21 protein-coding genes are annotated in these 25,072 nt (G+C 73.5%); 11 read left to right on the forward strand and 10 right to left on the reverse strand.

The window, feature by feature from the left end:
* Positions 1-84: 84 nt before the first annotated feature.
* The gene (locus DFP74_RS14565) at positions 85-1,275 is read right to left on the reverse strand and encodes a beta-1,3-glucanase family protein (protein ID WP_121182195.1); all 1,191 of its coding nucleotides are present in this window, start codon (positions 1,273-1,275) and stop codon (positions 85-87) included.
* 199 nt (positions 1,276-1,474) lie between these two features.
* On the opposite strand from DFP74_RS14565, the gene DFP74_RS14570 reads away from it, so the two are divergent.
* Positions 1,475-2,239 carry a dienelactone hydrolase family protein gene (locus DFP74_RS14570; RefSeq protein WP_199725651.1) on the forward strand — a complete coding sequence of 255 codons (765 nt, stop codon included), beginning with the start codon at positions 1,475-1,477 and terminating at the stop codon, positions 2,237-2,239.
* A gap of 134 nt (positions 2,240-2,373) precedes the next feature.
* Positions 2,374-3,039, forward strand: coding sequence for a hypothetical protein (locus DFP74_RS33525; protein ID WP_158613004.1), 666 nt, complete (start codon positions 2,374-2,376; stop codon positions 3,037-3,039).
* Positions 3,040-3,103: 64 nt separating this feature from the next.
* Here DFP74_RS33525 and DFP74_RS14580 read toward each other — a convergent pair whose 3' ends face one another.
* Positions 3,104-4,633 carry an aldehyde dehydrogenase (NADP(+)) gene (locus DFP74_RS14580; RefSeq protein ID WP_121182198.1) on the reverse strand — a complete coding sequence of 510 codons (1,530 nt, stop codon included), beginning with the start codon at positions 4,631-4,633 and terminating at the stop codon, positions 3,104-3,106.
* Positions 4,634-4,704: 71 nt separating this feature from the next.
* Positions 4,705-5,661 carry a hypothetical protein gene (locus DFP74_RS14585; RefSeq protein ID WP_199725653.1) on the reverse strand — a complete coding sequence of 319 codons (957 nt, stop codon included), beginning with the start codon at positions 5,659-5,661 and terminating at the stop codon, positions 4,705-4,707.
* 336 nt (positions 5,662-5,997) lie between these two features.
* Here DFP74_RS14585 and DFP74_RS14590 point away from each other — a divergent pair, with 336 nt between their 5' ends.
* Positions 5,998-7,380, forward strand: coding sequence for a GntP family permease (locus DFP74_RS14590; protein ID WP_199725655.1), 1,383 nt, complete (start codon positions 5,998-6,000; stop codon positions 7,378-7,380).
* A gap of 140 nt (positions 7,381-7,520) precedes the next feature.
* Here DFP74_RS14590 and DFP74_RS14595 read toward each other — a convergent pair whose 3' ends face one another.
* Both DFP74_RS14595 and DFP74_RS14600 read right to left on the reverse strand, forming a co-directional pair.
* Positions 7,521-8,291 (reverse strand): IclR family transcriptional regulator, encoded by a 771-nt coding sequence (locus DFP74_RS14595; protein ID WP_121182200.1) that lies wholly within the window; start codon positions 8,289-8,291, stop codon positions 7,521-7,523.
* 134 nt (positions 8,292-8,425) lie between these two features.
* Positions 8,426-10,207 (reverse strand): IlvD/Edd family dehydratase, encoded by a 1,782-nt coding sequence (locus DFP74_RS14600; RefSeq protein ID WP_121182201.1) that lies wholly within the window; start codon positions 10,205-10,207, stop codon positions 8,426-8,428.
* A 149-nt stretch (positions 10,208-10,356) separates the two neighbouring features.
* On the opposite strand from DFP74_RS14600, the gene DFP74_RS14605 reads away from it, so the two are divergent.
* From DFP74_RS14605 to DFP74_RS14615, 3 genes are all read left to right on the forward strand, one after another.
* Positions 10,357-11,277: a fumarylacetoacetate hydrolase family protein gene (locus DFP74_RS14605; protein WP_121182202.1), complete on the forward strand. Its 921-nt coding sequence runs from the start codon at positions 10,357-10,359 to the stop codon at positions 11,275-11,277.
* Between the two features lie 153 nt (positions 11,278-11,430).
* Positions 11,431-12,414 carry a serine hydrolase gene (locus DFP74_RS14610; RefSeq protein ID WP_121182203.1) on the forward strand — a complete coding sequence of 328 codons (984 nt, stop codon included), beginning with the start codon at positions 11,431-11,433 and terminating at the stop codon, positions 12,412-12,414.
* 120 nt (positions 12,415-12,534) lie between these two features.
* Positions 12,535-13,536: a CPBP family intramembrane glutamic endopeptidase gene (locus tag DFP74_RS14615; protein ID WP_121182204.1), complete on the forward strand. Its 1,002-nt coding sequence runs from the start codon at positions 12,535-12,537 to the stop codon at positions 13,534-13,536.
* Here DFP74_RS14615 and DFP74_RS14620 read toward each other — a convergent pair.
* On the reverse strand, positions 13,499-13,945 hold the full coding sequence (locus tag DFP74_RS14620; protein WP_121182205.1) for a DUF1801 domain-containing protein: 447 nt from the start codon (positions 13,943-13,945) through the stop codon (positions 13,499-13,501). The two genes, DFP74_RS14615 and DFP74_RS14620, sit on opposite strands and share 38 nt — an antisense overlap.
* A 9-nt stretch (positions 13,946-13,954) precedes the next feature.
* Entirely contained in the window at positions 13,955-14,593 is a 639-nt protein-coding gene (locus DFP74_RS14625; protein ID WP_121182206.1) for a hypothetical protein, read from the reverse strand.
* A gap of 315 nt (positions 14,594-14,908) precedes the next feature.
* On the opposite strand from DFP74_RS14625, the gene DFP74_RS14630 reads away from it, so the two are divergent.
* Together DFP74_RS14630 and DFP74_RS14635 are read left to right on the forward strand one after the other, a co-directional pair.
* Complete coding sequence (locus DFP74_RS14630) at positions 14,909-17,701, forward strand: tetratricopeptide repeat protein (RefSeq protein WP_121182207.1); 2,793 nt, start codon at positions 14,909-14,911, stop codon at positions 17,699-17,701.
* A 243-nt stretch (positions 17,702-17,944) separates the two neighbouring features.
* On the forward strand, positions 17,945-19,060 hold the full coding sequence (locus DFP74_RS14635) for a CapA family protein (protein ID WP_121182208.1): 1,116 nt from the start codon (positions 17,945-17,947) through the stop codon (positions 19,058-19,060).
* An 81-nt stretch (positions 19,061-19,141) separates the two neighbouring features.
* On the opposite strand, the gene DFP74_RS14640 is transcribed toward DFP74_RS14635, so the two are convergent.
* The 3 genes from DFP74_RS14640 to DFP74_RS14650 form a co-directional block, all read right to left on the reverse strand.
* A complete protein-coding gene (locus DFP74_RS14640) occupies positions 19,142-19,894 on the reverse strand; it encodes a hypothetical protein (protein WP_121182209.1) in 753 nt (250 codons plus the stop codon).
* Positions 19,895-20,005: 111 nt separating this feature from the next.
* Positions 20,006-20,686: a hypothetical protein gene (locus DFP74_RS14645; protein ID WP_121182210.1), complete on the reverse strand. Its 681-nt coding sequence runs from the start codon at positions 20,684-20,686 to the stop codon at positions 20,006-20,008.
* 26 nt (positions 20,687-20,712) lie between these two features.
* On the reverse strand, positions 20,713-21,360 hold the full coding sequence (locus DFP74_RS14650; RefSeq protein ID WP_121182211.1) for a hypothetical protein: 648 nt from the start codon (positions 21,358-21,360) through the stop codon (positions 20,713-20,715).
* Positions 21,361-21,605: 245 nt separating this feature from the next.
* Here DFP74_RS14650 and DFP74_RS14655 point away from each other — a divergent pair, with 245 nt between their 5' ends.
* The 3 genes from DFP74_RS14655 (at position 21,606) to DFP74_RS14665 (ending at position 25,018) form a co-directional block, all read left to right on the forward strand.
* A complete protein-coding gene (locus DFP74_RS14655; protein WP_121182212.1) occupies positions 21,606-22,886 on the forward strand; it encodes a GAF domain-containing protein in 1,281 nt (426 codons plus the stop codon).
* Between the two features lie 228 nt (positions 22,887-23,114).
* Positions 23,115-24,638 carry an aldehyde dehydrogenase family protein gene (locus tag DFP74_RS14660; RefSeq protein WP_121188260.1) on the forward strand — a complete coding sequence of 508 codons (1,524 nt, stop codon included), beginning with the start codon at positions 23,115-23,117 and terminating at the stop codon, positions 24,636-24,638.
* Positions 24,638-25,018 (forward strand): DUF779 domain-containing protein, encoded by a 381-nt coding sequence (locus DFP74_RS14665; protein ID WP_121182213.1) that lies wholly within the window; start codon positions 24,638-24,640, stop codon positions 25,016-25,018. The genes DFP74_RS14660 and DFP74_RS14665 overlap by 1 nt, the downstream gene beginning before the upstream one ends.
* Positions 25,019-25,072: the final 54 nt, after the last annotated feature.

The following is a 25,072-nucleotide window of genomic DNA, read 5'->3' on the forward strand; positions in this document are numbered from 1 at the left end:
ACCGCTTTGCCTGCTTCGCCCGCTGCGCCCCGCCGCGGGCCGGATGCGGCGGGCGGCGGGGCGCGGGGGAGCCGGCCGGCCGGGTCAGAACGCGGTCAGCGTGACATGGAGCGCCGACGGGTCGTGGTCCTGTACGTAGGACGCGAAGTCACCGACGTCGTCGAAGGCGAACCCGTACGCCCTGCCGTCCACGGTGTGCTCGTGGAAGACGCCGGCGTAGCGGTTGGAGATGTCCGACGCGTAGAACTCGGCGGGGTCCGAGGCCGGCTGGTCGGCGTGCGAGAGCAGGGTGCCGCGGTTGAACGCGGCGCCCACGATGGCCGCGACCGGGCCGGTGATCCCGTCGTTCGGGGCGTCCAGGGCGCCGTCGCAGAAGAGGATGTCCCTGGTCGAGGGCCTGTCGATGGGGCTCACCCCGCCGTCGAACACCAGTCGCCCGTCCTGCACCCGCCCGGTGAAGGTGCCCGCGTTGGTGGTGACCCGCAGGTCGTTGGCGGCGTAGTGGGACCACACGCGGTCCACGTACGGGTCGAAGTAGTCGGCGGGGAAGAGTCCCGAGTCCAGGGCGTGGCCCGGGGCGATGATGCGCAGGTCGTCGTGGACCAGAACCCCGAAGTCGGGATCGGCGGCGAGCGTGTCGAAGACGGCCCGGCGTCCGCCGGGCCGGAACGTGCCCGTGGTCTGGTCCTCGGCGCCCGTGAGGCGGATCCCGATCGGGACGCTGAACTGGTCGACCATGCTGGTGTTGCAGAACATCCCGTCCTCGTTGTGGGTGAACTCCACGGTGTCGTGCAGGATGTCGAAGCCGTGGTCGTCCTCCACCCAGCCCGCGGGGAGCTGGAGGGCCGGGTTCCCGTCGCCGTCGGCGACGATGCGGATCCCGAGCTTGCCGCCGAGCGCGAAGTAGATCCGCCCGGACATGTAGGGCAGGGTCAGGCCGCCGGAGAGCTCCGACAGCGGGAGGGAGTAGTCGGTGTACCCGTCGTCGGTGTTGTCGGCCTCGCTCACGGGGATCGCGGTGCCCGCGGCGTCGACGTGGATGTGCCGGTCGGTGGTGAGGTCGGTGCCCACGACGTAGACGAGGATCTCGTCGTCGGTGAAGCGCCCGGACTCGTTGGTGAAGCCCACGGGGAGCGCCCCGGGGTTGGCCGCGCCGGAGGAGGACGAGGACGAGGCGGCCAGGTCCGCCCGGGGAGCGGCGCAGCCGGCGGCGCCGAGGAGCGGGACGGTCGCGGCGAGCGAGGCGCCGCCGAGGAAGAGCCTGCGGTCGATCATGGTCGGTCTCCTTGGAGAGCGGGGAAGAGACTGGAAACTAAGTGACCATTTAGTTACGGGTCGCGTCAACCGGTGCAACGCGAGTGAATTTGCGGGGCTGGTGTTTCCGGTGGCGACGGAATTGTCGTGTGACCCATATCACTGGACCGCGTCGCTAGGGTGGTCCGGACGGCTCGGGGTACGGCGACGGGAGACCTCCTTGACCGACATCGACCTCAGCGCGTACGCCTCGGACGGCGGCGGGTCCTCGCACCTGAGCGGCTACCTGGCTCGGCCGGACGGAGAGGGCCCCTGGCCCGGAGTGGTGGTCCTGCACGAGGTGTTCGGCGTCGACGACGAGATGCGCCGGCACGCCGACCACCTCGCCGGACTCGGCTACCTGGCCCTCCTGCCCGACCTGTACAGCGACGGCGGCCCGCTGCGGTGCGTCGCCCGCACGATGCGCGCCGTCTCCACCGGCCACGGGCGGGCCTTCGCCGACATCGCCGCGGCGCGTTCCTGGCTCCTGGCGCGACCGGAGTGCACGGGCCGGATCGGGGTCGTCGGCTTCTGCATGGGCGGCGGCTTCGCGATCGCCGCGGCTCCGGAGTTCGACGCCGCGGCTCCCAACTACGGCCTCATGCCGCCGGACCTGGCGGCGGCGGTCCGCGGCACCTGCCCCACGGTCGCCAGCTACGCGGCCAGGGACCGGATGCTCAAGGGCGCCGCGACCCGGCTCGCACGGGCGCTGGACGCCGAGGGCGTGCCCCACGACGTCAAGGAGTACCCGGCGGCGGGGCACTCGTTCATGAACACGGGGCCGGCCGGCCCCCGGGCCCTGCGCGTCCTGCTGAGGGCGATGGGGACGGGGCCGCACCCGGAGTCGGCCGCCGACGCCTGGCGGCGCATCGAGGCCTTCTTCGCCGAGCACCTCGGGACCGAGCGCGGAGGGGACGCGCACGGGGAGGGCGCGGGCTCACGATGACGGCGGATCCGGGTCAACCGGTGGGCCTCCTGACGGGTCCTTATAGCGGAGTTCGCGACGCGGACCCCTGCTGACGAACATGAGACGGATCCTCCGTGTACCCTCACCCCCATCCCTCGCCCCCGCTTCCGCCGATGATGCCCCCGAACGTCACCACGCTCAGGGTCCTCCTCGTGGTGCGGCTGGCGCTCGGCGCCGTACTCCTCTTCGCGGACTCCCTGGAGTCGCTCGGGGCCGACCCGGACGAGGTCCTGGCACGTACCGGCTTCACCCCGCTGGAACTGCTGCCGGCGGTGGCGTTCCTGCTGGCGGTCCTTCTCCTGGACGGCTACGTCGTCGTCACGCTGGGGCGCGGCGGCCGGCGGCCGCTGGTGCTCGTCCGCGTGCTCTTCGGGCTGTCCCTGCTCCAGCTGTTCCCCGAGGCCATGCTCGGCGGGTTCCGGCCGATCCTGCTGGTCCTGGCCCTGGTGGCGCTGGTCATGGCCGAGACGAGACCCGCCAAGGCATGGTTCCGGGCGACCGGACCGAACGCCGTCGCCCCGCCGGCGGTCCCCGGGGGATACGGCCCCGGGCCGCAGCCGGGCGCTGGCGGGTACGGTCCCGGCCCGGGCGGGTACCCGGGCGGGTACCCGGGCGGCCACGGATACCAGGAATTCCAGGGCCACTCGAATCACTCGGGCCTCCCCGGAGACCCGGGTCACCCGGGGCACTCCGGCCAGGCGGGTCCGGCCTGGCCGTCGGACGGTAGCGGCCCCGACGCGCGCCCCGACGGGGGGCGGCCCGCGGCCGACGGTCACTGACGACGGGCGCGGCGGGTGCGGGCGCCTCGCCCGCACCCGCCGTACCCGGGTCGAGCCCGCCCGGTCAGGCCGGCTCCGCCGCGCCGTCGACCCGGCGGGGGATACCCAGCGGGTTGTCGTCGCGCAGGGCCGGCGGCAGCAGGTGGTGCGGCATGTCCTGGTAGGTGACCGGCCGCAGGAACCGGCGGATCGCGGTCGCGCCCACCGACGTGTGCAGTGCGGACGTCGAGGCGGGGTACGGGCCGCCGTGGTGCATGGCGTCGGTGACCGACACCCCCGTGGGCCAGCCGTTCCACAGCAGGCGGCCCGCCCGGTCGCGGAGCCGGGCCGTCAGCGCCGCCGCGAACGGCCGCTCCTGGGGCGTGTCCTCGGCGTGCACCGTCGCGGTCAGCTGGCCCGGCAGGGCCTCGGCGACGGGCAGCAGCTCGGACTCGTCCGCATAGGAGACCACCAGCGCCGCGGGACCGAAGCACTCCTCCATCAGCACGTCCGCGTGCGCGAGCAGGTCGGTGACGGTGGTGGCGGCCAGCGTGGGCGCCCACCCGGCCGACGCCGCACCGTCGCCGTCGACGGTGCCCTCGACCAGCACCGTCGTGGCCGGGTGGCCGGTCAGCGCGGCCACTCCGCCGCCGAACCCGGCCGCCACGCGCTCGTTGAGCAGGGCGGCGGGCGCGCTCGCGCGCACGGCGTCCACGAGGGGCTCCAGCGACACCGACGCCGGGAGGAACAGCAGCCCGGGCTTGGTGCAGAACTGGCCCGCGCCCAGTGTGAAGGAGCCCGCGAACCCGGAGAGGATCTCCGCAGCGCGGGCCTCGGCCGCCGCACGCGTCACGAACACCGGGTTCACGCTGCCCAGCTCCCCGTAGAACGGGATGGGCTCGGGCCGCGCCGCCGCCAGGTCGTGCAGGGCGCGTCCGCCGCGGATCGATCCGGTGAAGCCCACCGCGCGGGCGGCCGGGTGCGTGACGGCGAGCCGCCCGGCCTCCTCGCCGAAGAGCAGGGCGAACGTTCCCTCGGGAGCGCCCGCGGCCCGCAGCGCGCGATCGGCGATCGCGCCGGTGCGCGCGGAGAGCCGCGGGTGGCCCGGGTGGGCCTTGACCACGACGGGGCAGCCCGCCGCCAGCGCGGAGGCGGTGTCCCCGCCCAGCACGCTGAAGGCGAAGGGGAAGTTGCTCGCCCCGAAGACGACGACGGGGCCGAGGGGCTCCAGGACCCGGCGCAGGTCCGGCCGGGGTCCGACGGGCCAGGCAGGGTCGGCGGTGTCGACGACCGCCTCCAGGTAGGCGCCCTCGTCGAGGACGGCGGCGAACCGGCGCAGCTGGAAGGTGGTGCGGCCGACCTCGCCGCGCAGGCGGGCCTCGGGCAGGTGGGTCTCCTCGGCGGCGAGCCCGACCAGCGCGTCGGTGTCGGCGTCGACGGCGTCGGCCACGCGACGCAGCAGGTCGGCGCGCTCACGCGGGAGCAGGTCGGCCAAGGCCGGTGCGGCGCCCGCGGCGGCTTCGAGGGCGGCCGCGACGTCGGCGGCGGTGGAGTCGGCCGGAGCGGCGGGTGCGGACGCGGCGGGCGCCGCCGGGCCGTCGGTGTGGTGGTGCACGGATGCCTCCGTCGTGGTTCGGGGTGCGGTGTCGGGGCGGGACCGGCCGTGGGACCGGCCGTGGGACCGGCCTAGGGGCGGCGGAACCGCTGGAGGGCGGGCTGTGCGCGCTCGCCCACGGCGGACATCCGGGGCGCGTCCGGGGTCCTGGCGAGTTCGTCCAGGCCGATCCGCGCCCGGCGCACCCGCTCGCGGGCCGCGGCGCCCACGGTCGCGGCGATGTGGCCGCCCGCGGGGTACACGTCGGGGCAGTTGCGCAGGCCGAACTTGACGTAGACCGGCGCGCACACCCGCACGATCTCGGCGATCTCGTGGTGCCGCACGAAGCCGCCGATGTTGTCGGGGGCCTCGACGTAGAAGTCGAGGGTGGCCGCGCTCGCCGCCCGCAGCTCGGCGAGCTGGTGGGTCGTCAGGTCCGAGGGGACGTTGACGGTGTCGGCGCCCAGGAACTCCTGGACCCGCAGCGCGGCCGGGTTGGCGGGCGCGGCCATGACGGAGACCTTGAACTGGGTGTCGGCGGGCAGGTCGCCGCGCTCGCGCAGCTCGTGCAGCACCCACAGCAGCCCCTCGTCGGCGACCAGGAGGCTGCGCACCCCCAGGCCGACCGCGCGCTCGGCCTGGGCGACGCCGGCGGCGAGCTGGGTGGTGCCCCGGCTGCGGGCCGACACCGACCCCGCCGCGCTGGCGGCGGCCGCGCCGACGTCCCAGTTGGCGCCGGGGCGCACGAACAGGCACAGCTCGACGTCGCGCTCGGTCGAGGCCTGGACCATGGCGGTGATCTCGGCGTCGGTCAGCATGCCGACGCCCGACCCCTGGGAGACCCGGTGGAGGGGCACGTCGTACTCGTCGGCGGCGGCCAGGACGGTGTGGAGCGCGTCGGGGCCCTCCACGCTGGGGATCTCCAGCCGCCAGGCCCCGCCGTCGGGGAAGGCATGGGCGGACGCGGGCGGCGCGGCGCCCGTCCCGGCCAGGTCGAGGGACTCCAGCGCGGGGAGGCCCGGGACGAAGGGGTGGGGGTGCGCGGTCACGGGGGGTCCTCCCGGATCGGGGGTGTCGGGGACACCCGAATGTCTGTTCTACATATCGAACGACATTCTCTATTTCGAACTCGCTCTCCACCTTAGGCAGGCGGGCCGGTCGCGGTCAACGCGGGTCGGGTCCGGCGTGCGGGCGTGAGTGGGGTCACTCGATGCCTTGGCTCACGTCACAGTGGTGAGGTAATGTGGCCGAAATAAGGAATGCTGTTCGATATATCGAACATACGGGTTCCCCCGGAACGCACGATCGACGTCGATCCGCGTGCCGTCCCGTCCCCCCGTGGGCCGCCCCGCCCACCGCCACCCCTGACAGACAGGTCCCCAGCCATGCAAGAAACCGCGAGCCTCCCGGTGGGTTGGCTCATGGCCATCGCCGCGGTGGCCATCCTCTCCCTGCTGGTCCTCATCATCCGCGTGCGGCTCAACCCGATCCTCGCGCTCGTGCTGGTCAGCGCCGCCACCGCCCTCGCCACGGGCGTGCCCATCGCGGAGCTGGTCCCCACGCTCACCGAGGGCATGGGCAGGACCCTCGGATCCGTGGTCCTGCTCATCGGCCTCGGCGCCATCCTCGGCCGGATGATCGAGGTCTCCGGAGGCGCCCAGGTCCTCGCCGACGGGCTGCTCCGGCTGTTCGGCGAGAAACGCGCGCCCCTCGCGCTCAGCGTCGCCTCACTGCTGTTCGGCTTCCCGATCTTCCTCGACGCCGCGTTCGTCGTGATGCTGCCGATCATCTTCTCCGTGGCCCGGCGCCTGGGCGGATCGCTGCTGCTGTACGCGCTGCCCGCCACGGGCGCGTTCCTGGTGATGCACGCGCTGCTGCCGCCGCACCCCGGACCGGTGGGCGCCACCGAGATCATCGGCGCCGACATGGGCATGGTCGTGGTCGTCGGCCTGCTCGTGGGCCTGCCCGCCTGGTACCTGGGCGGCTACCGGCTCGGCCTGTGGATGGGACGCCGGTTCGACGTCGAGATCCCCACCATCTTCGGCGGGGCCGAGGCCGACGAGGACCGGCTCGGTCCGCCCCCGCACCTGTCGGTCCTGCTCTTCCTGCTGCTCCTGCCGCTGGTGCTGATCTTCCTCAACACCGGGGCCACCACCCTCGGCGTGATGGGCGTCGTGGACGCCGACGCCGTGTGGGTGCACGTGCTCCAGGCGGCCGGCGCCACCCCGGCGGCCCTGTTCATCACCGTGCTCATGGCCCTGTGGCTCCTGGGCTGGCGGCGACGGCACGACGGCGACACCCTCAACCGGGTGATCGACGGGGCCCTGGCCCCCGTGTGCGGGATCATCATCCTCACCGGCGCGGGCGGCATGTTCGGCGCGGTGCTGAGCCGGAGCGGCATCGGCGCCGCCATGACCGAAAGCCTGGACAGCCTGGGCATCCCGCTCATCCTGGCGGCCTTCCTCATCGCCCTGGTGATGCGGGTGGCGCAGGGATCGGCGACCGTGGCGGCGACGACGGCGGCCGGGTTCATCGCCCCCGCGGTCCTGGCCGCGGGCGGCCAGTCCTCGTTCGAACTGGCGCTGGTCGTCCTGGCCATCGCCGCCGGGTCCATCGTGCTCTCGCACGTCAACGACTCGGGCTTCTGGCTGGTGCGCGGCTTCCTGCGGCTGGACACCGCCACCATGCTCAAGACGTGGACGGTCCAGTCCACCGCGGTGGGATCGATCGCCTTCGCCCTGGTGGTCGTGCTCTACCTGGTGGCGTGAACACGAGAGGGGCGGGCGTCCTCGGACGCCCGCCCCTCCCGCCGCCTTCGTGTTCCGGAGCCCGGGGCCGTGCGGCGCCGCGCGCGTGCCGTTCCCCACCGCGTGCGTGCCGCACCGCGTGCGTGCCCGTGCCGCGCCGGTCAGCCGACCGGTGCGCCCCCGAGCGCCGCCGTACAGCGGTCCGCGCCCTCACGGACCAGGACGCGCAGCTCCTCGCAGCGCTCGTCGGACCAGCGGTGCAGGGGTACGGAGATGCTCAGCGCCGCCACGACCTGCCCGGAGCGGTCGCGGATCGGCGCGCCGACGCAGCACACGTCCGGGTTGGCCTCGCACACCTCCACGGCCGTGCCGTCCCGGCGCACGTCGGCCAGTTCGCGCAGGAGCGCGGGCACCTCGGTCACGCTGCGCTCGGACAGCGCCTCCAGCGGCGCCTCCGCCAGCCGCTCGTGCAGCACGTCCTCGGGCAGGTAGGCCAGCAGGACCTTGCCCAGCGCCGTGGAGTGCGCCGGCAGGCGGCGGCCGAGGCTGGAGACCATGCGCACGGCGTGCGAGCTGTCGACCTTGGCGACGTAGATGATGTGCCGGTGGTCCAGGACCGCCACGTGCGAGGTCTCGTTGCACACCCGCACGAGCTCCTGGGCGACCTGCTGGCCGATCTTGGCGGTGTCGAGGTGGTCGGAGTAGGCGCTGCCGAGCCGGAAGAGCTGGATGCCCAGCCGGTAGCGCCCCGGGACCTCGGGGTGCCGGTGCAGGTACTGCCGGCTCGTGAGCGTGTTGAGCAGCTCGTGCACCGTCGTCCTGGGCAGGCCGAGTTCCTCCACCACCTCGGGGGCGCTGATGGACTCCCTGCCGTCCGTGAACAGTTCGAGGATGTCCAGGCTCCGTTCCAGAGCAGGTGTGCGGCGTGCCATGCGCCGGCCTCCTTCTTCAGAGCGCTGATCGATGCCCCAGGCTACCGGTGCGCACCGGTGGGGCCCGCCCGCGCGGGCGTTCGCGCGGGCGGGCCCCACGGCGGCGGCCGGCGCCGCGGCGGTGGCGGTACGGGTCAGTGCGACTCCCGCGGGACCTCGCTTCCGCTGGATCCCACGAGGAAGTCGAGGTCGGCGCCCTGGTCGGCCTGGAGCACGGTGTTCTGGTAGAGCCGGACCCAGCCGCGGTCCGAGTGCGGGGCGGGCGCGGTCCACTCCGCGCGGCGCCGCTCCATCTCCGCGTCGTCGATCTCCACGGTCAGCGAGCGCTCCGGGACGTTCAGCGCGACGACGTCGCCGTCGCGCACCAGCGCCAGCGGTCCGCCGACGGCGGCCTCGGGCGAGGTGTGCAGGACGACGGTCCCGTAGGCCGTGCCCGACATACGGCCGTCGCACACGCGCACCATGTCGGTGACGCCCTGGTCGAGCAGCTTGGACGGGAGGGGGACGTTGCTGACCTCCGGCATGCCCGGGTACCCGGCCGGGCCGCAGTTGCGCAGCACGATGACGGTGTCGGCGTCCACGTCCAGGTCCGGGTCCTCGGCGACGGCGTAGTACTCCTCGGGGGAGTCGAAGACCTTCGCGCGGCCCCGGTGGACGAGCAGGTGCTCGCTCGCCGCGGACTGCTTGATCACCGCTCCGCCCGGCGCCAGGTTGCCCCGCAGCACGGCGGTCCCCGTCCCGGCGGGCAGGAACGGCTCGTCCAGGGTGCGGATGACCTCGCGGTCGTAGCACTCGGCCGCTCCGGCGCGGGCGGGCGCGTCCAGGGGCTCGCCGGTGACCGTGAGGGCGTCCCGGTGCAGCAGGTCGCCGAGTTCGGCGATGACGGCGGGCAGGCCGCCCGCGTAGCAGAAGTCCTCCATGAGGAAGCGCCCGCTGGGCATGAGGTCCAGCAGGGTGGGGACGTCGCGGGCCAGGGTGTCGAAGTCGTCCAGGGACAGGTCGACGCCGAGGCGCCCGGCGATCGCCTGGAGGTGGATGACGGCGTTGGTGGAGCCGCCGATCGCCGCGTTCACGCGGATGGCGTTCTCGAACGCCTCCCTGGTCATGATGGCGGAGGGGCGCACGTCCTGGTGGATCATCTCCACGATGCGGCGGCCCGACCGCTGGGCCAGGGCGTACCGGCGCGCGTCCACGGCGGGCCAGGTGGCGCCGTAGGCGGGCTGCATGCCCAGCGCCTCGGCCATGCACGCCATGGTGGAGGCGGTGCCCATCGTCATGCAGTGGCCGTTGGACCGGGACATGCACGACTCGGCGAAGGAGCAGTCGGCCTCGGTCATCCGCCCGGCGCGGACCTCGGCCTCGAACTTCCAGACGTGGGTGCCCGAACCGATGTCCTCGCCGCGGAACTTGCCGTTGAGCATGGGTCCGCCGGTGAGCATGAGCGAGGGCAGGTCGGTGCTGGCGGCGGCCATCAGCAGCCCGGGCGTGGTCTTGTCACAGCCGGACAGCAGCACCACGCCGTCGAGGGGGTTGGCGCGGAAGAGCTCCTCGGCCTCCATGGCCAGGAGGTTGCGGTAGAGCATGGCGGTGGGGCGCAGCACCGTCTCGCCCAGCGCCATGACGGGGAACTCCAGGGGGAAGCCGCCCGCCTCCCAGACGCCGCGTTTGACCGACTCGGCCAGGCGGCTCAGGTGGGAGTTGCACGGCGCCAGCTCGGAGCCGGACACGGCGATGCCGACGACGGGACGGCCGTCGAAGACGTCGTCGGCGAAGCCCTGGTTGCGCATCCAGGAGCGGTAGAGCATCCCGGAGCGCCCGCCGGCGCCGAACCAGTGCCTGCTGCGGAGTTCGCGGGAGCCCTCCGGCTTCTCGTCGGTGCCGGCCGGTCGGGGGGTGCTGTGAGCATCGTCGGTCATCGCTCGGGGGCTCCTTCGGGGGCGGTGCACGGTGTTCTAAATATCGAACACTTGCCAATATATCGAAACAGACGCTAAACAAGAGTGCAATGAACGTCAACCCCCTGCGTTCCCACGGACGGACGGGACATGAGAGGCGGCCGGCTGCCATGGACGGGTTCCTGCGCTACACCGACACCGAGGGCGACGCGCGCGTCGGCTGGTACGACGGCGACCGGGGCACACTCCACCCCCTCCAGGGGGTGGACACGATGGCCGACCTGCTGCGCCTGCCCCTGGTGGAGCTGCGGGAACGCGCCGACCGGGCGGCGCGTGAGCCGGGCGACGACGCCGCGGGCACCGCCGCGCTGCCCCCGGTCGACGGCCACACCGAGGTGTGGGCCAGCGGTGTCACCTACGAGCGCTCCCGGCAGGCGCGGGGCGAGGAGAGCGACGACGCCGACATCTACGACCGCGTCTACGACGCCGAGCGGCCGGAGCTGTTCTTCAAGGCGCCGGCCTGGCGGGTGGTCACCGGCGGCGAGCCCGTCGCCTACCGCGCCGACTCGCCGCTCAACGTCCCCGAGCCCGAGCTGGCGCTGGTCGTCAACGCGCACGGCGAGATCGTGGGCTACTGCGTCTGCGACGACATGAGCTCGCGCAGCGTCGAGGGCGAGAACGCGCTCTACCTGCCCCAGGCCAAGGTCTACGCCGGCAGCTGCGCCCTGAGCGCGCTGGTCCGTCCGGTGTGGGACCTGCCCGACGCCTGGTCGGGCGAGGTCACGATGACGGTGGTCCGCGAGGGCGAGGAGGTCTACGCCGGCAGGGTCGCCCTGAGCGCGATGCGGCGGGACCCGGCCGTCCTGGTCGACCACCTCCTGCGGTCCCAGCCCTTCCCGGACGGGGCGGTGCTCGCCACCGGGACCGGCATTGTCCCGGAGATGAGCTTCACGCTGGCCGAGGGCGACCGGATCGACATCGCCATCACCGGTGTGGGCACGCTGAGCAACCCCGTCGTCGAGGGGACGCGGGCGCTGGAGTGGCTCGTGGCCGCCCGCCGGGACCACCGGGCGCGTCCACGGATGAGCTGAGGCGAGGTCGCGGGTGTGGACGGGGCTCACCTGCGCGAACGTGTCGCAGGGTGATGGCGTGAACCGTTGGAGCGACGAGATTCGAGAGACTGGGCGGAGGGTCCCGCCGGGGCCCTCGACTCCGAGTTCCCACCCTTTCTAGATGGGTTCCCCTTGAGTACCGATCACCAGACACGCACCCCCGCCCTCCGCACGGACGTCCCGCGTCGGCGCGGGGCGTCCGGCCTCGCCGCCGGAGGCATCGCGGCCCTGCTCGCGCTCGGGCTCGCCCCGGCCACGGCACACGCCGACGAGGAGACGGACGCGCCGACCGTGTGCGAGTCCGCGCACCATCCCGAGGCCGCAGCGGCCATCGAGGCGGCGGTCGCCGAGGTCGACGCGGAGCGGGACACCGACTTCGGCTTCGGCGTCTCCGCCTTCGGCGGCGACCTCACCTGCGGCCACCAGGCCGGCCAGGGCTACGACGCCGCCAGCACCGGCAAGGTCATCGTCCTGGCCACGCTGCTGTGGCACGTCCAGGAGGAGGGGCGCGAGCTCACGGCGCGCGAGGACGAACTGGCCACCGCCATGATCACGGTCTCCGACAACGACGCCACCATCGAGCTGCGCAACCAGCTCGGCCGGGAGCGCATGCAGGAGTTCCTCGACGAGGCCGGGATGCCGAACACCGTGCTGCACCCGGAGAACTACACCGGGTTGATGAAGATCAACGCCGCGGAAGAGCTGCACCTGCTGGGTCTCATCACGCAGGAGAACGACGTGCTGTGCGAGGAGAACCGCGCCTATGCCCGTGAGCTCATGGGCGGCGTGATCGAGGAGCAGCGGTGGGGTGTGCCCGCGGGCGCGCCCGCGGGAGCCGAGACCATCAACAAGAACGGCTGGCTGCCCTACGACGGCACCGACGTCTGGCGGGTGAACAGCATCGGCGCGATCGACGGCACCGAGGCCGGGCCGTACCGGATCGCGATCCTGACGGACCGGAACGCGGGCATGGCGTACGGGGTGGAGACCATCGAGCTGCTCTCCGCGGCCGTGCACGACGCCCTGCACGCGGACGGGCCCCGGACGCTGCGGTCGCCCGAGCCGGTCCGGCCGCAGGACCTGCCCCTGACCTCGGACGGCTCCGACCGGGCCTGACGAGCGCGCCGGTGGTGGCGGCCCGGTGCCGCCACCACCGGCGTACCTGCGGTTAACCCCAGGACGGGCCGACCGCCCGCCTCATGGTGCCGGGCGCATCGCGTTCCTAGCGTTGAAGGCATGACCCCACCCCTGGAAAGCGGCCCGCTCGAACGCGGCGCCGCCCCCCGCGCCATCGTGCCCGTCCGCGAGATCTCCGTCTTCGTCGTCACCGCCTACGCACTGGCGTGGGCGGTCCATTTCCCGATCCTGCTCAGCGGGAAGGGGCCGAGCGACCCCTCGTACGGGATCGCCGCGACCGTGTACATGTTCACGCCCGGCCTGGCGGCCGTCGCCGTCACCCTGCTGGTGTGGCGTCCGCGTGGCTTCGCGCGGGCCCTCGGGCTCACCCCGCTGCGGCCCTGGCGGCGCGTCGGCGGGTGCTCCCTGCTCGCCTTCGTGCTCATGCCGCTGCTCGGTGTCGTGGCGACCCTGGTCGGGGGCCTGGTCGGCGCGGTTCGGCTCGACCTGGTGGACTTCTCCGGCCTGCGCGAGGTCCTGCCGGACTTCGTCCCGGACCTGGCCGCGACCATGCCCGCCACCGGCTTCCCGTGGATCGCGTTCCTCGTCGCACTCGGGCTGGTCGTCGCCACGTCCGTGCCCGCCCTCGTGCTCGCCTTCGGTGAGGAGCTCGGCTGGCGCGGCTACCTGCTGCCCCGGCTGTTGCCGATGGGAGTGTGGCCCGCGCTGGTGGTCAGCGGCGTGGTGTGGGGCCTGTGGCACAGTCCCCAGCTCTTCATCCAGTACACGCACGGCGGGTTCGACGCGGCTCAGGTCGCCCTGTTCCTGCTCTTCTGCGTCGTGGCGGGTGTCGTCATCGGCTGGCTCCGGTTGGCCTCGGAGTCGGTGTGGCCGGCGGCGATCGCGCACGGGGCCAACAACGCGTTGAACATGGTCGGCTTCCTCACCCTGTCCGCCGCCGGTACGGACACGGACCCGCTGCTGTACCCGGGCGGGCTGGGCGGCCTCGTCGGGCTGGGAGTCCTGGTCGCGGTGGTCGCCGTGCTGGCCCTCTCGGGTCGGCTCAGGGTGCCGTCAGGCCAGGTCAGGAGCGTTCGCGGCCCGCACGATGGGCGGCGATGAGGTCGTCGACCGACCAGCGGGCCACCCAGTCGCCGACGACGTCGAGCGCGAGGTCGTCGAGCTTCCGGAACCGGACGCAGGCTTTCCCCATGTCGAGCTTGCGTCCGGTCGCCTCCCACTGGTCGGCGAACTCCCTCTGTAGCTCCTCGTCGTAGACGCCCATCAGGTAGAGGGAGAAGTGCCGCTTCTGCGCGGCGAGGGCGACGTAGGCGAGCGGCCTGCCGTTGTAGGTGTCGGGGAAGCGCTCCAGCGGTACGTGGTAGCTGATCATCCCGAACTCCATGCCCTCCTCGAAGCCGGGCGGGAGGCAGTCGAGGATGACGCGGCGGACCGCGCGCAGGACCTCGGCCCGGTCCTCGGGGAGCTCGGACAGGTACTCGTCGGGCGTGGTCGCGGCGCTGGACACCATGGCCCCAGCCTAGGCACGGCTCCCGACGGGCGACGGCGAGCCGCGCCGGGTCGAGCGGCGCCGCCAGTAGGCGACGGTGACCGCGCCCAGCAGAGGGCCCCACAGCAGGAGCGGGAGGTAGGCGACGTAGAAGGAGGCCAGCGGCCAGCCGGTCAGCGCCTCCGTGGGGAAGTCGGGAGGAGTGGGGTCGCCCTGGAGGGTGATCCCGAGTGGGATGGTGATCCACCCGGCGGTCCACAGCGCCGTCACCGTGATCGAGCCGAGGGCGGCTGGTATGACGGCGGCGGGGACGGGGACCCGTCGGCCACGCAGACCGGGAATCCACCGGGGGAAGGTCTCTCCCCACGAGGCGATCAGGCCCACGGCGGTGAAGGACACCACCAGGGAGAAGACCGTCAGCAGGATCGAGTACGCCTCCATCGGCAGCCACGCGGGGACACCTCCGCTGTCGTGAGCGCGGCCGGCCTCGGTGAAGGCTCCCAGCGACCGCCACACGCCGGAGGGCAGCACGGAGAGGAAGGCGGTGTAGGCGGCGACCACCGCCCACCGGGGGACCCCGGGGATGGGGGCGAACGTCCGGTGCCACCATCCGCTCGGCTGACCGGGCTCGCTGGGAGTGCCTGGTGTGGGAGACGCGTGTTCGGCCATGAGATCTCCTGAGGTGGCGGGCCTGCGGGCCGACCCGGGAGGGGCGGGCGGGGCCGGGGCTCCGTTCGCCCCGGCCTGTCGGCAGGATCGCAGCGGTGGCGGCCCGCCCGCTTCCCTCCGGAGGGCGATCCATGTCCCGCGGTCGGGGGAGTCGTGCCGGGCCGAGCGGGCGACCTGCGCGGCGACGCCGGACAGGACGACGGCCAGCGTCGGCGAAACCGGCCCGGGGCGCGTCGCGTCCTAGGAGCGACCCCGCGGAACGACCCCGCGCGGGGCCGATCCCCAGCCTCCCGACCCCCGGAGTGTGCAGCCGCCGTGATCCCCGAACCCGTCCGAGTCCGGACCGACAGCCATGACGTCCTGGGAAGCCTCCTCGGCTCCGGGCTCGTCCTCACGGCCGGAGACGCCCTTCCCGATGTCGGCGGAGGTATTCGAGTCCACCTCTCCGAGTCCGCACACGACGGCCGGGTGGCGTGGAGGGACCCGTCCACCGGAGCCGCGCTGGTCGCCTTGGATCACGGCATCGGCTCCGCCCGGGTCCGGTGGGGTGTGCTTCCTGAGGGCCACCGTGCCCCGTGCGCGGTCCTCACCGGGGACGGACCCCTCCGTACCGCGGTGGTCCCGGAGGTGGACGGGGCCACCGTGGACACCCGTGACATCGACCAGGAGGTCACCGGTGCCGCCCTGGTATGCGGTGACCTGCTCCTGGGGGTGGCACTTCCGGGACGGGAGACGCGGGTGCTCGCGGCCTCGGCCCTGCTGGCCTTCCCCGAGGCCCGGGACGTCCTCGCCGACCACGCGCTTCCCGTCCAGGCGGACTCGGTCGGGAGCGTCGCCGCGGTGGACATCGATCTTCACCTGGCTCTTCAGTGGTTCGGGGAGGTCACGGCGGGCCCAGCGCCATCGGACCCCTCCGAGCACGCGCGGCTTACGGACATGTGCCTGAGTATGGTTCGAGCCTCGCCACGGGCCGCCTTGGAGGCAGCGGCCGCCGCCGAGCGTCCCGGGCCCCTCCACGCGGCGCTCGACAGGTTGACCGCCGACCCGGGTACCCCCGTGGAGGTGTTCATGGACCTGGTGCTCTTCGCGGTCCGAGGGCTGGAGGCATGGGAGGCCGACATGTGCGCGGTCGCCGCGCGACGGCTGGAGGCGGCGGACGTGCCATCGGAGCATGAGGCGGTGCGCGCGGAGGGCACCGTGACGGCGCATCGCCTCGCCGCGCAGTTGATGGGACGCCAGGGTCGCTTCGCGGCGGGGTCGGACGCCGTCACCGCTCTGCGCGGCTTCCTGCGAGGGCTCCCGGACGACGAGCACGACCGCTACCGCACCATCGAGATCGACACCCTCTGGGCGCTCGCGGTCGCGTTGATGGACGTGGAGAGATTCCAGGAAGCGGACGGGATTCTCGGCGACCTGGTCGACTCATGTGTGGCGGCTGCTGAACGCGGCGTGGTCGGGTCCCGCTCCCAGCTCGTCGACGCACTCATCGCGCGGTCGGGAGCGTTGGCTGCGACGGGGCTGGCGGCCGAGGCCCTGCGGAGTGCGACCGAGGCCGTACGCGTGTGCGAGGAACTACGGGTTTGCGCCCCGGACTCTCACACCCAGGATCTGGCGACCGCGCATCTCCAGCGGGCGTCGGTGCTCCGCTACTTCGGGCGTGAGGACGAGGCCGCGGCGGCCGAATCCCTCTCCCAGGAGGTCAGGGAACAGGGGCCCGAGGTTCCCGCCAACCCGGCCATGTCGGTCAGGCTGCTGGCTTCCCGCGGCAGGGAACACGCCGTGGCCGGGCGGCACACGGAGGCCCTGGAGGTGTTCACGGACATGGTCCGGATCGTCCGCGCCGAGGGCGTGCGGGGCAGCGGTGGTCGGGCGTATCTGGCGATGGCACTTCTTGGCCAGGGCGACGCCCTGTTCGAGACCGGTCACAAGGAAAGGGCGCTGGAGGCCTCCGCCGAGGCGGTCGACGTGTGCCGGCAAGGCGGCGTCGACCTCGCTGGACCGGGTTCCTCCCTGATGATGCCACTCGTTCGGCATGCTCGGCTGCTCCACTCGATGGGTCGGACGCGTGCCGTCCTCGACGCCACGATCGAGATCGAGGATCTGGCGGGCGAGGTGGATCTGGGCGCCGGCGTCCTCGCGTCCGGGCGGGCGGAGAGCGCGGCCATGCGCGCGTTCACGCTGTGGTTCCTGGGCCGGGACCGCGAGGCACTGGACGCGGCCGAGAGCGCACTCGGGCTGATCGCCGACCTGCCCGGGGGGAGCTACGTGCGGGGCCAGGAGACCGCGGTGCGCGGCCTGCGCGACACGTTGGTGACCACCCTGGAGCACAGCGGTAGCGGTCCGGAGGACCCGGCCGGGGATCCGCTCCGGACCGGTGTCCGGCTGTCCGGTACAAGCGTCGTCCAGCTGAACTCCGGCCTGTTCGACATGGCGCTGGGGATGGCCTCCGAGGCCATCGAGATCCTGCGTTCGTCGGGGGAGGAGGGCCCCGAGGCGCTGAAGGCACTCGCCCAGGCTCATGCGGTCAGGGCGTGGGCGCACCCGGAGAACGGTGCGTTGGAAGCGGTCGTCGCCGACGCGGAGGCCGCCCTCCACCTCATGCGGAACGGCGCCGAGGGCGCGGCTCCGCGGTTCCTCAGCAGCACCCTCCGAACGCGCGGATGGGCGCTCATCCGACTGGAGCGGTGGGAGGAGGCGGTACCGGCCCTCGTCGAGTCGGTGGCGAGCACCCGGGCGGAAGTCGAGCGGGGTGGCGCGCCTTCCCAGAACCTGGCCGACCAAGTGGGGCAACTCGCGCGTGCGTACACCTGGTTGGGGAGGTACCACCACGCCCTGCCGCACGCCGCTGAGGCGGTCGCACTGGGCCGGGCGATCATGGCGTCCGGGGACGACCCGGACGCGGCCGGTGAGTTGCTCGGCCGGCACCTGACCTACCTGGCGTTCCCGCTGTGGAAGGTCGGTGACGCCGAGGCGGTGACGGTCGCGGAGGAAGCCGTGCGGGTCCTGGAAGGCCTGGGTGAGAGGACACCGGCCCGTGACCGGACTCTGGCCGAGGCCCGTCAGCTCCTGGACGCCGTACGGGGCCCGGGTGGCTCGTCCACCGAGTGACGCCGGGAGGCATGGCGGCGAACCGGCTCCCGTGTACGGGACGGGAGCCGGTTCGTGTGCGTGCGGGATCAGCGGACGAGTTCGAGGTAGGCGCGGATCGCCCCGGAGGAGACTCCTTACCGTGCCGCGCTCATGCGCGAGGCCCGGGAGCTCGAGGGCGGTGAGGCTCCGACGACCGGGTGAGGCCGGTGGCCGGGGACCGCGCGCCTGGAACGCCGCGAGAACACGGCCTAGCCTGGGAGGGTGAGTGCCGGTCCGGTGACCCTGTTCCTCTGCGGGGACGTGATGCTCGGCCGCGGGGTGGACCAGATCCTGCCCCACCCGGGCGACCCCGCCCTGGAGGAGGACTTCGTCCGGGACGCGCGGACCTATGTCCGCCTGGCCGAGGAGGTCAGCGGACCGATCCCCGCCCCGGTCGGGTTCGACTGGCCGTGGGGCGAGGTCCTACCGGTACTGGAGGAGTCCGCCCCCGACGTGCGGGTGGTCAACCTGGAGACCGGCGTCACGAGCGGCGGGGCGTTCTGGCCCGGCAAGGCGGTGCACTACCGGGCGCATCCGTCGAACCTGCCCTGCCTGGCCCGGGTCCGGCCGCACGTGTGCTCACTGGCCAACAACCACGTCATGGACTTCGGGCCCACCGGGCTCGTGGACACCCTGGACGCCCTGTCGGCGGCGGGCCTGCGCACCGCGGGCGCGGGACGTGCGGCCGAGGAGGCGTGCGCACCGGTCGCGGTGCCCGTGGACGGGGGCGGCCGGGTGCTGGTGTTCGCGGTCGGGCTGGCCTCCAGCGGCATCCCGCCCGCTTGGGCCGCCCGCGCGGACCGTCCGGGCGTGGCCCTGGCGCCGACCGGGGCCGGGTCCGGCGCCGCCGAGATCGTGGCGCGGGTGCGCCGGACGCGCGAACCCGGGGACGTCGTCGTGGTCTCGGTCCACTGGGGCGGCAACTGGGGGTACGACGTCTCGCGTGAGGTCGACTTCGCCCACGCGCTGGTCGACGGGGGCGTCGATCTCGTGCACGGGCACTCCTCGCACATGCCGCGCCCGATCGAGGTCTACCGCGACCGGCTGGTCCTGTACGGCTGTGGCGACCTGGTCAACGACTACGAGGGCATTCGGGGGCACGAGGAGTACCGCGACGATCTCCGGCTCGTCTACCTGGCCTCGGTCGAACCGGGGACCGGGCGGCTGCTCGCGCTGCGGATGGTGCCTCTGCGGGCCCGCCGGATGCGGCTGTGGCGGGCTCCGGCCGAGGACGCGCTGTGGCTTCGGCGACGGCTCACCGAGGTCGGCGAATCCTTCGGGTGCGCGCTCGTCCGCGACGGCGAGGACCTGGCCCTGGACCGGCGTGGCCGCCGGTAGTGCGGGTCCCGGGGGGCGAGGGCCCTCGGCGGGCTCGTCCGGGCCGGATCCAGGGACCCGGCCCGGTCTGCCGCGAGCGCTCTACCCTTGCGGGGAGCCGCCGGGAGGGGGTCCTGGGGCCTCGGCCGGCTGCTGGTGCGGATATGCGCCGGGGGCGGACGCCGGGTGCCCGCCCGGGCACGGGTACGCGCCCGGCGCTCCCGGGTGGGGCGGCCACTGCCGGGCCCGCCGCCGTCGCAGCTCGGACGTGCGGGTGACGCGCATGACCAGCGTGACGACCACGATGAGCAGGCTGACGAAGGCGCCCGCCATGGGGAGGAGGATCCCCGAGACGACGCCCAGGCCCAGGCGCGAGTCCGCGGTCGTGACCACGTCGATGTCGCCCACCGCGTAGCGGGTGTTCACGCCGGCGGAGCAGGTGATGCTGTGGGTCCCAGGATCCCCGGTGTCGAGCGTGGCGAGGTAGTGCCACTCGCCGTTGTCGGACTCGTAGGAGTACCGGTCGGTCCTGGGAGGCAGCGGCACGCCGAAGGGCGAGAGGTGGTCGCAGTCCAGGGAGCTCGCCTGGCTGCTTCCGTACAGAGCCCAGGAACCACTCTCCCCCTCCCCGACCTCGAAGGTCACGGTCTCGGTGGAGTCCATCTCCACCTGGAAGCCGGAGCTCGGGTCGGGCCGTTCGGGGCTGGTGCCGAAGACCAGGATGAGGACGCCCGCCGTGAGGAAGGTCGCGAAGACCAGGCCGCCGACCCAGTACCAGAGTCTGCGCGGACGGATCTCGCCGTCCGGGGCCGGTGGGGTGGGGTGCGGGGGAGAGGCGGGGGGAGGCGGCGACATGGGATGCAGTGTGGCATACGGGTGACCGCGGGTGAGCAACGGGCCGATGGCGGCCGGTGACGGCGGGCCCACCGGCCCGACCTCTCTCGGGCGTCGGCCCGCCGATCCGATCTAGCGGGGTGCCGGACCGGCCTCCTCGTGCGCCGCGCCCGCGCCCGCGCCCGCGGCCTCGGCCTCGGCGGCCCGCCGGCGTGCGGCGGCCGCCGAGACGATCACGCCCAGGCCGAGGAGCAGTCCGGCCCCCGCCACGGCGCCGCCGCCCACGAGCCCGGCGATCCGCCGGTCGCGGGTCGCGGCCACCACGTCCGAGCCGCCGACCGCGAACACGCCGTGCCTCTCCCGCTCGCAGGTGAACGTGTGGGTGCCGGGCTCCGACGTGTCCAGTACGCCCAGCAGGATCCAGCGGCCGTCGTCGGTCCGCCACTTCGTCCCGGTCTCCGGTCGGGGTGTGGCCCCGGAGGGGGTGATGTGGTGGCAGAGCATGGCGTCGTCGGTGTTCCCGTACAGCGCCCAGACGCCCTCCTCGCCCTCGTGGACTTCGAAGGTCATGGTCCCGGTGGAGTCCGTCTGCGCGATGAACTCCGGTGTCCGGGACGGCGCGGTCGCGCTGAAGGCGACCAGCAGGGCTCCGGTGAGCAGGGCGGTCCCGATCGTCAGCCCGCCGATCCGGGTCCGGCCGCGCGGGGCCGGACGCGGCGCGTCGACGACCTGACCGGCCGGGACCGGTTCGGCGAGGACGACGGGACCGGAAGGGCCGGAGGAGCCGAGGTGTGGGGTGTCAGGGGAGGACATGGCAGGCATCGTGCCACATTTCGTGACTACGTATGTCCGGGGGGTATGCGCTCGGTGAGCGGGTGTCGTTCACGGGCGCCGCGCCGCAGGCCCGTGGCGAGCAGGGCCGCGCCGCCGAGCACGAGCGCCAGGAACGGAACGAGGAGCACCGGCGCCACGGCGTCCGCCGTCTCCAGGGCGAAGGTGCGGCCATCGTCCCGCAGGTCACCGAGCGCGTAGAGCACCTCCGGGTCCCCGTCGCACACCAGTGTGTACTCGCCAGGCCCGCCCTGGTCACCCGGTTCCACCGGGTGCGTGCGCCCGACCAGCGACCAGCCCCAGTCGCCGGACGCGATGGTGTGCCCGTAGGGCGGCCGGTCGAAGTCCCGCTCCTCACCGTCGGGCAGGACCACCGCGCACGCGCCCTCGTCGGCGTCGGCCGGACTGGAGTAGAGCCCCGGCTGCGTGAACCCCTCGTCGACCGTGAAGGACGCCTCGCCCGGCCCGCGCACCTCGGCGACGAAGTCCGGGAGCTCCGGCGACCGCGTGAGCGTGATCGCGAGTCCCGTGAACCCCGCGAGCCCGGCGACGCCCGCGAGCGCGGCCAGGGCGATGGCCACGGCGCCCACCCGGTGCCGGACTCGGCGCGGGCGCGGATCCGAGGCGTCGACGTGACGGGCGTGGGACGCGGACATGCGGTCACCTCCCCGGTCGTGCCTCACCCGAGGATGACACGAACGCCGTGCCGATTCCCCTCGACCGGCGCCAAGAGCCGGTCACGAATTCCGCCCATGGGGGCGGACGGGCGCCGTGACCGGGACGAACCGCGGGCCGCTGCGCGTGCGGCCCTTGTCAGACGGGGTGCGCGCGGATTGAATCAGAGGGACCGTGCGGGTCCGCCCGTACCGGCAGCCGCCGTCACGCCGCTGGGAGGTGCGCGATGCCCGGGGCCTGGAACGCCTGGTCATGGGACGCCGATCCCGACACCGTGCGACGGGACGTCTCCGTCGCCCACGACCGCTTCACCGGCTCCGGCCTGCTCAGCCACCGCGTGCGCGACGTGGTCGGGGAGTCCTGGCGGCGCAGCGCCCTGCACGGGGTCGACCCCGACGCCACCCTGCCCGGCGTCGAGCTGTCCGGGCCCGCCCTGCGCGACCACCGCGACGCCCACCCGCTGTCCGTGGCCATGCCGCTGCTGCGCCGACTGCTCGCCGACGGCGTGACCGGCCCGCAGATCCTCGCGGTCGGCGACGCGTCCGGGCGCCTGCTGTGGGTGGAGGGCGACCACCGGCTGCGCTCCCGTGCCGAGGACGTGCACTTCGTCGAGGGCGCCAACTGGCTGGAGCGCTCGGCCGGGACCAACGCGCCCGGTGTCGCGCTCGCGCTCGACCACGAGGTCCAGGTGTTCGCCAGCGAGCACTTCTCCCGGGGCGTGCAGCGGTGGAGCTGCTCGGCCGCGCCGCTGCACGACCCCGACACCGGCGCGCTCATCGGCGTCCTCGACCTCACCGGGGAGGACCGCATCGCCTCGCCGCAGGCCCTGGCGCTGGTGCGCGCGGCGGCGGCCGCGGCGGAGATGGAGCTGCGGGCGCAGCGGATCAGCGGCCGCATCCCCACGCCGGGCCGTCCCCTCGACGACGACGCCGGCGCGCCGGGCCGGTCCCTCCTGCGGGTCCTGGGCCGTGACTGCGCGCGCCTGACCCTCGACGAGCACACCGTCGAGCTCAGCCGCCGCCACTCCGAGATCCTGCTGCTGCTCACCCGCCACCCGCGCGGCCTGACCGGCGAGGCGCTCGGCGCCCGCCTGCACGAGAGCGACGCCTCCCCGGTCACCGTCCGCGCGGAGATGTCGCGCCTGCGCCGGCTGCTGGGGACCGGCCTGCTCGCCTCCCGCCCCTACCGGCTGCTCCACCCGATGGACACCGACGTCGACGAGGTCCGCCGCCACCTGGCCGACGGCGCCTACCGGCGGGCCCTGGAGAGCTGTGCCGGACCGGTCCTGCCCGCCTCCGAGGCGCCCGGGGTGGTGGACCTGCGCGAGGAGCTGCGCGCCGAGGTGTGCGCGGCGCTGGCCGCCAACGCGACACCGGACGTGCGGCTGGCCTGGGCGGAGCACCCCGAGTGGCGGGACGACCCGCGTGTGCTCTCGGCGGCGCTGGACACGCCCGAGTCCCCGCGGCACGCGGCCCTGCGCGGCCGCCTGCGCCGCCTCGGCGACTGAGCCCGACCCCACGGGCCCGCCTCCACAGAGCCCGCCTCCACGGGCACGCCTGCGCCGCCTCGGTACCTGAGCCCGGACCCCGAACGCGGCCTCGGCGCGCGGACCCGCCCCGGACCCGCCCCGCCGCGCAACGTGGTCGCAACGTTGCCGTGACTAGCGTCACAGCCATCGGAGCCCCCGTCAGTGGCGGCGCACCGTCCCGGCCGCCACGCGCACCTGGAGGACACCATGACGATCTACACACCCCCCGGCCGGCCCGGGAGCGTCGTCGACTTCGCGCCCCGCTACGAGAACTGGATCGGCGGCGAGTGGGTCGCTCCCGTCAAGGGCCGCTACTTCGAGAACCCCACCCCCGTCACCGGCCGCACCTTCACCGAGATCGCCCGGGGCGGCGCGGAGGACATCGAACTCGCCCTCGACGCCGCGCACGGCGCCGCCCCCGCGTGGGGCCGCACCTCCGCCGGCGAGCGCGCGCTCATCCTCAACCGGATCGCCGACCGGATCGAGGAGAACCTGGAACGGCTGGCGGTCGCCGAGTCCTGGGAGAACGGCAAGCCCGTCCGCGAGTGCCTGGCCGCCGACCTGCCGCTGGCCGTGGACCACTTCCGCTACTTCGCCGGCGCGATCCGCGCCCAGGAGGGCCACAACTCCCAGATCGACGGAGAGACGGTCGCCTACCACTTCCAGGAGCCCCTGGGTGTGGTCGCGCAGATCATCCCGTGGAACTTCCCGCTGCTCATGGCCACCTGGAAGCTGGCGCCCGCGCTGGCCGCCGGGAACGCCGTGGTGCTCAAGCCCGCCGAGCAGACCCCGACCACGATCCTGCTGCTCATGGAGCTCATCGCCGACCTCCTGCCGCCGGGCGTGGTCAACGTCGTCAACGGGTTCGGGGTGGAGGCGGGCAAGCCGCTGGCCGCGAACTCGCGCGTGCGCAAGGTCGCCTTCACCGGCGAGACCACGACCGGGCGGCTCATCATGCAGTACGCCTCGGAGAACCTCATCCCGGTCACGCTGGAGCTGGGCGGCAAGAGCCCGAACGTCTTCTTCGCCGACGTCGCCGCCGCCCGCGACGACTTCTACGACAAGGCGCTGGAGGGCTTCACGATGTTCGCCCTCAACCAGGGCGAAGTGTGCACCTGTCCGTCCCGGGCCCTGGTGCAGGGCTCGATGTACGACTCCTTCATGTCCGACGCCCTGGCCCGCGTCGCGGCGATCAAGCAGGGCGACCCCCTGGACACCGACACCATGGTCGGCGCCCAGGCCAGCAACGACCAGCTGGAGAAGATCCTGTCCTACCTCGACATCGGGACGCGGGAGGGCGCCGAGGTCCTGGCCGGCGGCGGCCGGGTCGACCTCGGCGGCGACCTGTCCGGCGGGTACTACGTGGCACCGACGGTGTTCGAGGGGCAGAACACCATGCGCGTCTTCCAGGAGGAGATCTTCGGTCCGGTCGTGTCGGTCACCCGCTTCGACGACTACGACGACGCCCTCAAGATCGCCAACGACACCCTCTACGGCCTGGGCGCCGGGGTGTGGTCGCGCGACGGCAACACCGCCTACCGCGCGGGCCGCGACATCCAGGCGGGCCGGGTGTGGGTGAACAACTACCACGCCTACCCGGCGCACGCGGCCTTCGGCGGCTACAAGCAGTCGGGCATCGGGCGGGAGAACCACAAGATGATGCTCGACCACTACCAGCAGACGAAGAACCTCCTGGTCAGCTACTCCGACCAGGCGCTCGGGTTCTTCTGATGGACACCCCCGACGTGGAGCGGGTCGCCGTCACGGGGGCGGCGGCAGCCCTGCTCCGGGAACTGCGGCAGGAGCATGGGCCGCTCATGTTCCACCAGTCCGGCGGGTGCTGCGACGGCAGCTCACCGATGTGCTATTTGGCGGGAGAGTTCCGTACGGGCGACTCCGACGTCCGGTTGGGGGAACTGGACGCGGGGACGCCGGAACCGGTCCCGGTGTGGATGTCGCGCTCGCAGTTCCAGCTGTGGAGCCACACCCACCTGACCATCGACGTGGTCCCGGGCCGGGGAGCGGGGTTCTCACTGGAGGCGCCGACCGGACAGAGGTTCCTGATCCGCTCCAGGCTCATGACCGACGAGGAGTCCGAGCGCCTGGAGTGAAGGGGGAGGGGAGCCGAGGGCCCCGGAGGCGGCGTGGTCTCCGGGGCCCTCGGT

This window comes from Nocardiopsis sp. Huas11 (assembly GCF_003634495.1).
Lineage (GTDB): Bacteria > Actinomycetota > Actinomycetes > Streptosporangiales > Streptosporangiaceae > Nocardiopsis.